Below are 12,719 nucleotides of genomic sequence, written 5' to 3' on the forward strand. Positions count from 1 at the left end.
TTGCATCGCCAACCACTGCCATGTAATCCCCCGCCACGGTCGGAGCGTAGCTCAGCCTGGTAGAGCACTGTCTTCGGGAGGCAGGGGCCGGAGGTTCGAATCCTCTCGCTCCGACCAATAAAATCAATAGTTTGCAAGTCTCACAAAGTTGGCTGTTTCTGTTGCTAGTCGCAGAAACAGCGGCAAAGTGGATAGCATTGCCTATTCTGCTGTCCGCATGCTGCAGCACACAAGGAAACTCCTGGAACGTCGTACAGATGAGCAAACACTGGACATCGCCCAAAGGCAGAGTTCTACAGGCCCGTTTGTAACCCATAGGACGCCGGACCCTAATTTGTCCTCTATCGCCTGTATCCGGCCTGCAGCAGCGAATGTGCATATGTTCAGCCGCTCGGCACTTTGACTGTCCAAACGGCGCTATCTGTTCTGCTGCAACCAGCACCAAAGTAAGAAATTTCGCAAGATTTCGAACATCGCAAAATTGTTTCCACAGACCTACTGGCGCGTATTCACAGCCCAAAGATGATCGAGAAAGCATTTCTGGCGGTACAAGCCGACTTTCGAATTGTTGTCCTAATCGGAGCGTATGGCTCTCAGTCGTGATCCAAATTCGAGACCATTGGCGCTTATTCGAGTAGAAGCAGATTGTCGTACTGCCATGTATGCCCATACGCACCATGCTGCGGTGCGAGCAGAACTCCGTCTGCATCAAGGGAGAGCCTGTTGGGCCGTCCTTTCAGATTTGCGCTGTGGCAAGAAGCGCATTCTTCTGCTTAGAGGGTTTGACCAATGGTGAGCACCGGTCATCCAGCTTGTGGCCGGCTGCTGAACCAGTCGCGAGGCTGGAAAGAGCAATGATCAAAACTGCTTCATGCAACCTTCACCCATGTCTTCATACCCGCCGCCTGGTGACCAAGCATGTGACAGTGCAATAGCCAATCTCCGGGGTTATCGAACACGCAAACAATGTCGCGGGTCTCGCCTGCCTCTACCAATGTGGTGTCTCGAAAAGCCCCCAAACTGCCGTCGGTCTCGACCTCAAAGAAATGATGGCCATGCAAATGGATACCATGTGGGAAACGGGTGTCATTCACCAGGCGAATGTGTGCTGTTTGTCCGTTCTCGAAACTGTGAAATGGCATATCTTTGAGACCGGATTGGCCGTTGAACGCCCAGATATCCCCATCGATCATACCTTGCATCATGCGGTGGCTCATAGCCCCACCTTCCATGATGAGGGTCAGGGAAACGGCGTTGCCCATATCTGGGTGCGTGGTCTCGTTGGGGGGCAGCGTGGGAATATCCGCTGGTTGCCGTAATGTGTTCTTCCCTTCAACCTGGATTTTACCCAACAGGTATGGTGCGTCCCGTGTCGGGAAGAAAATGCTAACCGAGTTGGTAGAACGTACATCAACAATTATGTCGGCGCGTTGGGCGGGGGTGAGAACGAGGCCGGATAGCTCTTGTGGACGCACAAGCGGCATTCCATCCAAGGCGACTACCATTCCATCAATGCCTTCAAAATAAACCGGAAAAACCCGATCCGTCGCGACATTGATCAGCCGTAGCCTCAGGCGGTCTCCGTGACGGACGATTGTGTTTGGTTCGACAAGGGCGCGTGCGAAATTTCCCAGCCGCCCTTGATGCGCCTGATCGTGCATGGTCTCGAAACCATCTGCGAGTGCGCCGCCTTCGGTCATACGCCAGTCATCAATCATGACGACCAGGTCGTGATCCACCTCGGGCGGTGTTGATTCCTCAACGATCAGCGGACCATAGAGACCCTTGGCGACCTGTTCCCATGATCGGTTGTGCGAGTGATACCAGAATGTTCCCGCATCGGGCGCACGAAAGCGGTATCCGAACTCACCGTCCCTTCCGACCACATCTTGGGTCATTCCCGGCACGCCATCCATCGCATTGTCGATGCGTAGACCGTGCCAATGCACCGCCGAGCCCTCATCAAGTTGGTTCAGGAACCGGATATCAAAGACTTCGCCCTGACGAGCGCGAAGCACCGGACCGGGTGTGCTACCGTTGAAACCAAGCATCGGAGTTTCTGGTTCGCCTTCGGGTAAAATTTGAACACTAACGGGCTGTGCAACCAACTCAATGGGTGCTGCTGCGCCCGCGATGCGAGGAGTCATCGCCGCTGCGCTTGTTGTGATCAGAAAATCTCGCCTATTCATGGAATACCTCAATTCGGAAGGGGCAAAACGGTGGTGAGCGTCGCAGTTACCGCCAGCGCCACCAGAATAGCCATTGCTTCGATTTCGATGGAACGTGCCAGATGGCGCGCAGCTTTGTCATCTCCAGCTTGCATAGCTGGAACGAAGCGAAGTTTGTTTGCGGCTGCCAGCGTCAGAACCACGAATACAAGAACCAACTTAATTAGAAGGGTTAGCCCGTAGCCGCTTGTTACCAAAGCCCGCAAGTCACCCAGCAGCATCCAAGCCATCAGCAACCCCGCCAAGATCAGGGTAGGAACAATCACCAAAGCAGCTTGCCCAAAGCGGTGTCCCAAAGTGGCTGCGTCGGCTAAAAATTCCGGCTGTCGCGACAGGGTGTGCAGAGGTCCCAAAATGCCGATCCAAAAGGCAACGCCCAGAAGGTGCAGGAGCAAGAGCAGACGGGCACCTGTTGCCTCCAATGCGGGGACATGCCCGATTTGAGCAAATGACCACAGGGCAACAAGTCCACCGGTGAGCGCAATCCATTGGCCAACGCTGGGTATAAACAGCCCAAGTATGATCAGCGCCAACCCAGCGATCCGATAGACTAGCGCGCCGCCAACCGGGGTTTGCCACAACACGCCAAGCATTTCCGGATCGACCATACCATCGGCCCCGCCCGTCAGCGCGGCCCCGCGAAGCATGAAAGCAAGGACCGCAACGGCAAGCGCTCCCACCGCCAATAGTGCTGCCTGTAGTCGGATCCGATCACTAATAGGTGATACCAGATCGACAAAGGCGGACTTAATGATCACAAGCCCAACGGATCCCGAAACGCCCATGTAAAGCATAAGCTTCGCTAGGATTGCGGCTATTCCCCAAATATCCGGCATGCTCAATCCACCGAGAACCAAAAATCGCCCTGCATGGCGTGCCCGTCCTTCCCCAAGCCCCGCCATTCGATTTGATAGGTGCCTTCACCCATACTTTGAAACGGGAGTTTGAAAACCCGATCAAAGCCCGTCTGCCCACTCAGATCGAGTCTGACGGCAGGATGGTCCTGATAGATCATAACCACCCGTGTCAGCCGGATGTCGGAAGCAAAGTCGAAACCGATTTCGACTGGGGCTTTCGCAATCACCGCGCCATTTTTGGGCGTCGTGCTGTCCACACGGGAATGCGCAAAGGCACTGGTAGCGAGGGTTGAGAGCAGTGCAAGTGTAGCAAGTTGTTTCATTTCGTATTCCTCAGTTGATTCCATTGGCATGCTGAATTTCGCGGATGTAGGCGATGACCATGGCGACATCGCCACGGGTCAGCCCCCCAACCGGCAGCATGTCCCCAAACCGCCAGTGATGGCTTTTGACACCCATCGCGACTGCGCGTTGAAAGGATTCGTCTGCATGGTGGCTGGGTTCATAGATAACATGGATCAACGGCGGTCCTACGCCCTCAATGCCAACCGCATTGCTGCCGTGACATTCGGCACAAGCGCTTGCAAATATACGCTGTCCGATAACGGCATTTCCTTCAATCTGCGGCATCTGGATTTCGACCAAGGCGCTGACTTCGGGCGGTGCCAACTGCCGTACGTGTTGGGTGGGTTCCGGGCGTAGTAAGCTGTAAGCAGCAGCGACCGCCGCGACGGCGCATGCGCCGAACAGAAGGTATTTATGGCTCATGTATTGGTCCAAACTTTGAAAAACAGGATCGGGCCGCAAATTCATCACGGCGCAACGGAACGCGCTCACCGCCGTGAACAGCGTCGGAGGTCTGTTTTCAAAAGTTAGGTGGTCTCTCTGGACTGCCCGGTTCTTCTAGCGTCGAGAGACTTGCTACCTGCCATGCTAAAGTCGTCTCAGACTGGCTAAAGACTACTTCGGAAGACTGCTCGGTGAGTGCAAGAACGTTACACAGGAATGGGTTGCATTCATCATGTGCCACTCCAATTAATCCCTGCGAAGCACTCTTGGTGGTTGTTCCTTGAACGTGACCAGGATGACTGTCTTCCACAGCGATGCCCATGTGGTCATCGCAATGCCCACCAACGCAATTTTTCGACACTGCATACGCTGCAGTTCCCAGTCCTGTCGTGAGGAATAGCAAAACAAAAAGCAGCGTCGTGGTTATGTTCCGAAGGCATGTCACACTGCAAAGCTACCTCAGACCAAAACCCATTTCAATGTGAACCGATGTTCATGGCACGCGTTAAGCTGTTGCCTTGGCTTTAGGACAACCAAACTGACAGCACGGATAAATGTTCGCTTCGGGCAAGTGTTTGAGTTTGCAAAGTCCGGACTCTGCGCATCACAGCCGCTTGTTACCTCAGCGGCATCTACCAGCGTTGGGGCTTCCCCGTGATCGGTTACTCTCGGGGAAACTGATTGGCGTTTATGCAATTGCAGCATGGGATGTGCCCGGGGCAATACGAGTGTCGGCTATCGGCTGACAGCCGTTACATCGCAACCGCACGCCAACCTACCGGTTAGGCTCGCGCCACATGAGGACGCTTACCCCGCCACCTGCCCGACCTGATCCGGATCCAACTCGGCAGGTGTTGCTCTTCCAAAGATCTCGACGGAGACGCTACGCATCAAGGTATTCCGCATCAACCCATGCCTGAAACTCCCGCGACCCGGGCGCGCCGCGCTGGTTGTCACCGTCGATATCCAACCGGGACAGCTGTATTGGCTTCCCGATCACATGCTTCAGGCCATAGACATCGCGCCGGTAAATTCCCGAGACAACGCAGAACAGCAGCTTCGGAACGTAAGGGCGATCATACCAGACCGCTGCCCGCTTTTTCTTTACGTAGCGACTGCTCAATCGGCGCGGCACCCACGATGTTGGGTTCGAACCCAACACCGTGGGCGGCTAGTTCGATAATGATCAAGGTATCATGTTTCGACGAAGCGATACGGACCAACAGACCAGCACTCAGCCCACTCTCGCAGGCGTACCACGCCAGCCGTCTGCGCCTTTGCGCCACAGGCACGCGACCGGATCAGTCTGGGCTGTCGAACAATTAGGGCCCGTGTTTGTGACATCGAACGTGCATTTGCCAAGGCGGTGCAAGATGCGAGCGTATCCACTTGTAGTCCTCACGCTTTGCAACAAACCGCTATAACCTGGGCGTTGCAGAACGGCGCCAGTGTTTGGGATGCGGCAGGTTTTTTGCGACGAGCGCCGAACCGATCGAAAAGGCCTATGGCCACCACTCATCAGACCAGCAAGAACCTGCCTTGCACGCCGCTGAACGCAGATAGTTTATGGTAAAAGTAGCAGTTACATCGATTTCAGGGGGGCTCGACTGCATTTAAATCAAGAGCACAACACGAATGTAAAGCGAACTAACCGCCTGTTGCTGTCTTCAGGAGGCAGGGGTCCGAGCTTCGAATCCTCTCGCTCCGACCAAATATGGAAAGGCGCCCTTGGGCGCCTTTTGTGTTTATTAAATCAAGCATCAAGTGCCTCAGCCTTCATTTCTAGCAAAACACATGAACAAGCCCGCACCACCTGTCATTGCCAAGGCCTCCATCGAACAACCGCGAGAGTCGTGCGCGGCATTCCATGAGGTGTTCCCACCGCCATGCCGGTCGTGATGCCCGACCGTAGCGCTGCCTTCGCCGGAGCTAGTCCAATTGCTGCAAGTTTTGTCGCCCTCCATCCAGGGGAAGTAGGCAGTACCATCCGCCATGGTGCCTGTCAGCAGATCATGGACATTCGGACTGTCGCCGCGCCCGTTGACCAGATCCCCGTTCTCATCCAGCCCGGTGGACTTAACAATATTGGGAGAAAGGTGCAGCTGGTCCAAGTTTCCAGCAATCTCTACGCCCTTTGCATTGTGCCAAGGACCGCTGCCAATACGATCACGTGCGGAAATACCACGTTTGCCATCTTCCTGTGTGCTCAGATAGGCACGCCAAGATTTCCCGCTAACACCCGCCGCCTCAGCCAGATTGGCACAATGCGCGTCAGCCCCGTCTAGTCCACCAAGATCACCACCTTTCCCCGATCCGACGCTAGTGACAAAAAAGCTCATGCTGGTGTCTTGAGCCCAGGCTACTGGAACCCCACCCAAAAACAGTGGAATTGCAGTCAGTGCTGCTCTCACTGCAGTTTTGGTCGATGTCATATTGTTCTCTCCCTTGCTGTATAGGGTCAGTAGAGATCTGGCGCATTCAGAGATCGCGTACAAAATACGCAATTGCAGTCTACATCCCTAACCATCTAGGTAGAGGCCGCTGGAAGGTTTTCAAACTCAGGCTCTATGTCTATGCGCCACTTCACGAACATGTGCGCCGCATAACTTCATCACGCGCTGGAATATATATGCCCGCGCGCCCAGGAAATGAGCACATAAACAGAAAATGGCCGCAACGAGAGTACGCCCGTTACAGCCTAATTCACTACAGACAACAAATGACTCTAATCTGCGTCTAAGGCCTGAACCTACAGACTACGACCTCTTAACCGTGCAATCGATACAGCAAGTCGCCAAGGACCGCCTTTTCCTCGACCGTGCATTTAGCAACGCGGCTACGCCACAGGGTCGCTTGTGATCGCAGGAGCGGCCCGTCAGCCATCAATTTCAGATGGTTGGCCCGCAAGGTTTCACCCGTAGATGTAATATCCGCGACCATTTCAGCGGTCTCGTTTTTGACAGTGCCTTCAGTGGCCCCTTGGCTATCGACCAGCTGGTAGTCCGCCACGCCAGCATCCATCAGAAACTCGCGCACCAAGCGGTGGTATTTGGTCGCGATACGCAGCCGGTGACCATGCTTGGCCCGGAATGCCGCCGCAACGGCGTCCAAATCATCCAGAGTTTCCACGTCAACCCAGATCTGCGGAACTGCCAGAATAAGATCGGCATGCCCAAATCCGAGGCACGCGATCTCTTCAACCTGCTGCTCCCAGAGTGGTAGTTTTTCCTGCACCAAATCGGTGCCAGTCACCCCCAGGTGAATACGTCCAGCGGCCAGTTCACGCGGCATTTCGCCCGCCGACAAAAGCACCAGATCTATACCGCCGATACCCTCGACAACGCCGGCATACTCACGGTCAGATCCAGTACGCGACAGCGTGATACCACGCTTGGCGAACCACTCGAAGGTCTTGTCCATCAGCCGCCCCTTGGACGGCACACCAAGCTTCAGGCTCATGATTTCACACCTTCCAACTGCAGAACCAGATCGGGGCGAACAACACCGCCGACGGCAGGGATTTCTGCTCCCTGGCCCAGATGCCGTGTTAGGGCATCATAACGGCCACCGCTGGCGAGCGCCGGCAGATCCGGACGACTATCCGCATAAAATCCAAAGACAAAACCATCATAGTATTCCATTGATGTCCGCCCATATGACGCCTCAAAATCAAGGTTGTCGACATCGATACCACGGGCTTTCATCGCTGCGGTACGTGCGTCTAACCGATCCAACGCCGGATTGATCGCAGGCAAGTCTACCGCAATGTCACGAAGCTGCTCGGTGGCATAGGGAATGGTCTCGCGTACCCCCATCAAAGCCTCTAACGCGGTCAGTTCATTCTCAGCGATCGGCGGTGCAGCGGCATCAGCACGCAGGGCATCGACCCGGTCATTGATCTCCGCCGGGCGGCGCTTGCCGATAGCGGGTACCTGACCGGTTAATACTCCTTCGGTAGACAATAGTTTACGACGGCTTTCCGCAATTGGGCTGCGTCCGGCAAACTGATCCAACATCGCACGGAACCGGCGTGGCCTCCAGATATGGCGCATTAACGCAGCTTTGCGCAGTTTGGTGGTATTGAGCCCCTGTACCGCAGCCATCAAGATCCCAATATCGCCGGTCGCAGCATGCACAGGCAGGCCGCGGAGCTGCAGTGCAATCAGCGCAAAAACCTCCGCGTCGGAGCGAGCAGGATCATTGCGTTCAAAGACCTCATACCCAACTTGTAGATATTCGTTCGCCCGGTCTTCATCGTGTTCCTGACGGCGAAACACCTCTCCGGAATAGGTATAGCGGGCAGGCTCTGCGCCGTCTCGCATATGCATTTGCACCACTGGCACGGTGAAATCTGGTCGCAACATCTGCTCTCCGCGCAACGCGTCAGAGGTCACATAGGCACGGGCGCGGATGTCTTCTCCATAGAGATCAAGCAATGTCTCGGCCGGTTGCAGGAACGGAGGTTCCACCACTTGGGCGCCGGCCGCCTCAAAGCTCATGCGCAGCCGGGCGGCCAATGCCAGGGCGCTTCGTCTATCAGTCATGATATCAGCCCTGCCCTGCGAGAATTTCGCGCACTTTGGCAACAAGATCGCCACGGCCCACTTCAAATTGACTGGGACGTTCTTTCCACTCTTCCAAAGTTGCATTCTCTGCAATCCGGGCACCCAGAATCAGATCCTTGATCTGCACCACACCGCGATCTTTTTCCTCACCGCCTTCGATCACCGCTATCGGAGAGTTGCGCTTGTCCGCGTATTTCAGCTGGTTGCCGAAGTTCTTTGGATTACCCAGATAAACCTCCGCACGGATGCCTGCGTTGCGTAGCTCGGCCACCATTGCCTGGTAATCCGCCATCCGTGCCCGGTCCATGACAGTGACGACCACAGGGCCAGTGGGAGACGTCGCCAGACGGCCCTTTTCGCGCAGCGCTGCCAGCAAGCGGTCAACGCCGATGGACAGACCCACCGCAGGGACCTCTTGCCCGGTGAAGCGTTTCACCAGACCGTCATAGCGCCCCCCACCCGCAACCGAGCCGAACTGACGTTTGCGGCCTTTCTCATCGAAGATCTCGAAAGTCAGCTCCGCCTCGAACACCGGGCCGGTGTAATAGCCAAGCCCGCGCACGATGGAGGGGTCTATCAGGATGCGGTCGTCGCCATAGCCCGCAGCGGCAAAGAGCGCGCCCATCAGTTCCAGCTCGGCAATGCCCTCCTGGCCGACCTTGCTGTCGCCCACGGCAGCGCGCAGGTTGGTCATGGTCTCTGCCACAGTATCTGATTTGGCCGTAAGAAAGGAAATCACTGGCCAGATCTGTTCTTGAGTTAATCCGACACCATCGATGTAAGCTCCAGAAGCATCAAGCCGACCTTCATTTAGAAGCTGTGCAACTCCCTCCGAACCTATTTTGTCAAACTTATCTATTGTGCGCATTACGGCTTCGCGCTGGTTCGGATCAGTAACAGAAATGGCTTCCAAGATGCCATCCAGAACCTTGCGGTTGTTGACGCGCACCAGATAGTCGCCACGTGGGATGCCAACCTTCTCAAGCGTATCGGACAGCATCATGCAGATCTCTGCATCCGCTGCCATAGAGGCCGTGCCGACCGTATCAGCATCACACTGATAGAACTGACGATACCGCCCTGGGCCGGGCTTTTCATTGCGCCAAACAGGGCCCATCGCATAGCGGCGATAGGGGGTTGGCAGATCGTTGCGATGCTGGGCATAAACACGCGCCAATGGTGCAGTCAGATCATAGCGCAGCGCCATCCAGTCGCCATCGTCACTTTCATCGTATTCCTGCCATGCAAATACGCCTTCGTTTGGACGATCAACATCGGGCAAATATTTGCCGAGCGCCTCTACCGTTTCCACAGCCGAAGTTTCCAGCGCATCAAACCCGTAATGATGGTACACACCCGCGATGGCGCGCAGCATCTCGCTGCGCTGGCTCACCTCTTCGCCGAAATAGTCACGGAAACCCTTGGGCGTAACTGCCTTGGGGCGGGGCTGTTTCTTGACTTTGGCCATCTTGGCCTCCTCGGGGTGTCAAATGGGTCAGATACTCGCCCGGCGGTCTAGCCCAAGGGCGGCCCAACAGCAAGGAGGCAGAGCGTACGCCACCTACGACAACGCCTGTTTTGCCTGATACCCTTGCACCGCAGTCCACTATCTGAATGCAGCCAAGCATAGACCCCGAACGCGACTGGCCCTATGACAGCGCCAAGCCGAAAGGGAGAGACCAATGCAACATCTGGAAGAAAAGATCGCCCACCTAACACGGAGCGTCGAAGATCTGAGCGAGGTGGTCAACCGACAGCAATCTGAGATTGACCGGCTGACCCATCGTGTCGCCATGCTGTTCCAAAGAGAAGCCTCCCGCGAGCAAGACGGTGGTGGCGGCGTAGTGATTGGGGATGAACGCCCGCCCCACTACTGATGCGATCAAACGATAGCCCAATTTTCGGGCTGTCAGCTGTCCGCATTGCCCTGCGCAGGGGTGAAGGCAAGCAAGCGCAGGGCATTCAGTGTGACCAGAACCGTCGCTCCGGTATCAGCGAGGATCGCAATCCACAGGCCGGTAACTCCCAGAACCGAAGTCACCAAAAAAACACCCTTCAGACCCAACGCCAAAGCAACATTCTGGCGAATATTGCGCATTGTGGCACGCGAGAGCCGAATGGTGCCGACTACATCGCTGACGCGGTTGCGTAAGATAGCAGCATCTGCGGTCTCTAGTGCCACATCGGTGCCGGATCCCATCGCCACCCCGACCCGCGCCGTCGCCAGGGCAGGAGCGTCATTGATACCGTCCCCCACCATCATGACATCTTTGTTTTGAGCCAGTTCTTGCAGAGCTGCTACCTTATCCTCGGGCATCAATTCTGCACAGTGATCCATAGACAATTGTCCGGCGATGGCCCGCCCCGTTCGCGCATTATCACCTGTAAGCATGATCGGTTTGATGTCCATCTGCTTAAGCTGCTCGATCGCTACTGCGGCATCTTCGCGAGGTTCATCCCTGAGAGCGATCAGCCCGTAGAGCATCTGGTCACTGAATACCACAACAACAGTCTTTCCCTGGGATTCCAACTCAGTCACCTGTGCCGTGACCAAATTGGTCGTCACACCCGTTTCAGCTGCAAAGCGGGGGGAACCCACGATGATCATGACCAACTGAACTTTAGCCGCAGCCCCTTTCCCGGGCACGGCATAGGCCTCATGCCCAAGAGGAATATCCACTCCAGCATCTATTGCCTGTGCGCATATTGCCTTTGCCAACGGATGACTGGACTCCCGTTCGACAGCCGCTGCCAACGCCAGGACTTGATCTTCGCTTGCCTCAACCCCCACAACATCGGTAACCTCAGGTCGTCCACGGGTTAGCGTACCAGTCTTGTCAAATGCCACATGGGTAGTACGTGCCGCAGCCTCAATCACTGCGCCGCCTTTCAACAAGATCCCATTGCGCGCTCCGGCAGAGAGCGCCGACGCAATCGCTGCAGGCACACTGATCACCAGCGCACAGGGGCAACCGATCAATAGCAGAGCAAGTGCCCGATAGATCCAGATTTCCCAATTCGACCCAAACACGAGCGGCGGCACAAGAGCCACCAGCAGAGCAATCCCAACGATGATTGGCATATAGATCCGGCTAAATCGGTCTATGAAACGCTCAGTCGGGGCGCGGGCACTCTCTGCTTCTTCGACAAGACGAATGATCCGGGAAATGGTGTTGTCTGCGGCTGCCCGAGTAACCCGTACCCGCAGTACCGACTCCGCATTGATAGATCCGGCAAAGACCTCCGATCCGGGTTCTTTAAGCCGTGGCACGCTTTCACCGGTGACCGGGCTTTCATCAACGCCCGAAATACCAGCAATAACCTCGCCGTCAGCAGGTACACGGCTGCCCGGCCGCACAACAACCGTTTGCCCCTTCAACAATCGCCCAGCCGCGATCTCTTTCAACGCGCCATTAACTTCAATCAGTGCCGTTTTCGGTACCAATTCCGTCAACGCACGAATACCATCCCGCGCCTTATTCGCCGCCAGCCCCTCCAGCATTTCACCCACAGCAAACAGAAAAACCACCAGAGCGGCCTCTTCCGCAGCACCGATGAACAAAGCGCCAAGCGCAGCAATCGTCATCAGCATTTCGATAGTGAAGGGCATTCCCGCCCGTAACATAGCAAATGCGCGGCGTGCCACAGGTGCAACGCCGATCAGCGTTGCCAGCATAAAGGCCCATAGACCTACGTTGGGCGATGCAAGTAGTTTAGTCGCCCACGCAATGGCCAACAAGGCCCCGGTGCCCAACAACAGCCGTCCTTTTTTGCTGCTATGCCAAGGCAAATCACCCGTTGTGGTTGCCCCCTGAGTGTGGCCGCCCATTTCACTGCTACAATAGGGTTCCGACGTCGCGGCGTCGGCATGGCCATCAAAACCGATTCGCGGAGTGACGCTATACCCCAGCCCACGAACGACCTTTTCAATTGCGTCAGCCGATCCCTGTTCCGGATCCAGATCGAGCCGCAGCCGCTCAGCCATAGTGGTGACCTCAACACTACTGACGCCCGGCAGCCGTTCAACCGCACCACGCACCTTGGATGCGCAGGCCCCGCAATCCATTCCTGCTATCCGCCACTCCAACTGCTCGTATGTATCCTTGGCCATTTCTACGCGACCTTTCCTGTCTATATCTCGAGTCAGTTGGGTTTGTAATTGCTCTAGCCACTAGAGCTTCAAGAAGTTTTTTCAGTAATATTGAGGGCTTCAGAAATGGCCTTTTTACCTATGTGCCGCAACGGCCTTGTTGGGTACTGGCACAAAACCGCTACGCTGG

General features: G+C 55.8%; 11 protein-coding genes and 1 tRNA gene. 2 read left to right on the plus strand and 10 right to left on the minus strand.

What is annotated here, in order from left to right; translation table 11 throughout:
• The first annotated feature begins 40 nt into the window (after positions 1-40).
• Positions 41-117 (plus strand) — tRNA-Pro (locus ACEWZM_RS06640).
• A 752-nt stretch (positions 118-869) separates the two neighbouring features.
• Here ACEWZM_RS06640 and ACEWZM_RS06645 read toward each other — a convergent pair.
• The 9 genes from ACEWZM_RS06645 to hisS all read right to left on the minus strand — a co-directional run bounded on the left by ACEWZM_RS06645 (position 870) and on the right by hisS (position 9,907).
• Positions 870-2,189: a multicopper oxidase family protein gene (locus ACEWZM_RS06645; protein ID WP_414005689.1), complete on the minus strand. Its 1,320-nt coding sequence runs from the start codon at positions 2,187-2,189 to the stop codon at positions 870-872.
• A gap of 8 nt (positions 2,190-2,197) precedes the next feature.
• Positions 2,198-3,064, minus strand: a complete 867-nt coding sequence (locus tag ACEWZM_RS06650; RefSeq protein WP_414005690.1) for a copper resistance D family protein — start codon at positions 3,062-3,064, stop codon at positions 2,198-2,200.
• 2 nt (positions 3,065-3,066) lie between these two features.
• The gene (locus ACEWZM_RS06655; RefSeq protein ID WP_414005691.1) at positions 3,067-3,408 is read right to left on the minus strand and encodes a copper resistance CopC family protein; all 342 of its coding nucleotides are present in this window, start codon (positions 3,406-3,408) and stop codon (positions 3,067-3,069) included.
• Positions 3,409-3,418: 10 nt separating this feature from the next.
• Positions 3,419-3,853 carry a cytochrome c gene (locus tag ACEWZM_RS06660; RefSeq protein WP_414005692.1) on the minus strand — a complete coding sequence of 145 codons (435 nt, stop codon included), beginning with the start codon at positions 3,851-3,853 and terminating at the stop codon, positions 3,419-3,421.
• A 904-nt stretch (positions 3,854-4,757) separates the two neighbouring features.
• A complete protein-coding gene (locus ACEWZM_RS06665) occupies positions 4,758-4,997 on the minus strand; it encodes a hypothetical protein (RefSeq protein WP_414005693.1) in 240 nt (79 codons plus the stop codon).
• A 646-nt stretch (positions 4,998-5,643) separates the two neighbouring features.
• Positions 5,644-6,306 (minus strand): hypothetical protein, encoded by a 663-nt coding sequence (locus ACEWZM_RS06670; protein WP_414005694.1) that lies wholly within the window; start codon positions 6,304-6,306, stop codon positions 5,644-5,646.
• Positions 6,307-6,640: 334 nt separating this feature from the next.
• Positions 6,641-7,333, minus strand: coding sequence for an ATP phosphoribosyltransferase (gene hisG / locus ACEWZM_RS06675; RefSeq protein ID WP_414005695.1), 693 nt, complete (start codon positions 7,331-7,333; stop codon positions 6,641-6,643).
• Positions 7,330-8,418, minus strand: coding sequence for an ATP phosphoribosyltransferase regulatory subunit (locus ACEWZM_RS06680; RefSeq protein ID WP_414005696.1), 1,089 nt, complete (start codon positions 8,416-8,418; stop codon positions 7,330-7,332). Before ACEWZM_RS06680 ends, hisG begins: the two co-directional genes overlap by 4 nt.
• Positions 8,419-8,422: 4 nt before the next feature.
• Positions 8,423-9,907, minus strand: coding sequence for a histidine--tRNA ligase (gene hisS, locus ACEWZM_RS06685; protein ID WP_414005697.1), 1,485 nt, complete (start codon positions 9,905-9,907; stop codon positions 8,423-8,425).
• Positions 9,908-10,121: 214 nt separating this feature from the next.
• Between hisS and ACEWZM_RS06690 the strand changes: the two genes are divergently transcribed.
• Entirely contained in the window at positions 10,122-10,316 is a 195-nt protein-coding gene (locus ACEWZM_RS06690; RefSeq protein ID WP_414005698.1) for a SlyX family protein, read from the plus strand.
• 32 nt (positions 10,317-10,348) lie between these two features.
• On the opposite strand, the gene ACEWZM_RS06695 is transcribed toward ACEWZM_RS06690, so the two are convergent.
• Positions 10,349-12,550 carry a heavy metal translocating P-type ATPase gene (locus tag ACEWZM_RS06695; protein WP_414005699.1) on the minus strand — a complete coding sequence of 734 codons (2,202 nt, stop codon included), beginning with the start codon at positions 12,548-12,550 and terminating at the stop codon, positions 10,349-10,351.
• Positions 12,551-12,719: the final 169 nt, after the last annotated feature.

Origin of the sequence: Phaeobacter cretensis (genome assembly GCF_047372505.1) — a bacterium.
In the GTDB taxonomy this organism is placed as follows: domain Bacteria; phylum Pseudomonadota; class Alphaproteobacteria; order Rhodobacterales; family Rhodobacteraceae; genus Phaeobacter; species Phaeobacter cretensis.

Bases quoted from the DNA above. Each gene is read 5' to 3' on its own strand.
- ACEWZM_RS06655 (WP_414005691.1), bottom strand. From the start codon at position 3,408: ATGAAACAACTTGCTACACTTGCACTGCTCTCAACCCTCGCTACCAGT.
- ACEWZM_RS06650 (WP_414005690.1), bottom strand. From the start codon at position 3,064: ATGCCGGATATTTGGGGAATAGCCGCAATCCTAGCGAAGCTTATGCTT.
- hisG (WP_414005695.1), bottom strand. From the start codon at position 7,333: ATGAGCCTGAAGCTTGGTGTGCCGTCCAAGGGGCGGCTGATGGACAAG.
- ACEWZM_RS06670 (WP_414005694.1), bottom strand. From the start codon at position 6,306: ATGACATCGACCAAAACTGCAGTGAGAGCAGCACTGACTGCAATTCCA.
- ACEWZM_RS06690 (WP_414005698.1), top strand. From the start codon at position 10,122: ATGCAACATCTGGAAGAAAAGATCGCCCACCTAACACGGAGCGTCGAA.
- ACEWZM_RS06645 (WP_414005689.1), bottom strand. From the start codon at position 2,189: ATGAATAGGCGAGATTTTCTGATCACAACAAGCGCAGCGGCGATGACT.
- hisS (WP_414005697.1), bottom strand. From the start codon at position 9,907: ATGGCCAAAGTCAAGAAACAGCCCCGCCCCAAGGCAGTTACGCCCAAG.
- ACEWZM_RS06695 (WP_414005699.1), bottom strand. From the start codon at position 12,550: ATGGCCAAGGATACATACGAGCAGTTGGAGTGGCGGATAGCAGGAATG.
- ACEWZM_RS06680 (WP_414005696.1), bottom strand. From the start codon at position 8,418: ATGACTGATAGACGAAGCGCCCTGGCATTGGCCGCCCGGCTGCGCATG.
- ACEWZM_RS06660 (WP_414005692.1), bottom strand. From the start codon at position 3,853: ATGAGCCATAAATACCTTCTGTTCGGCGCATGCGCCGTCGCGGCGGTC.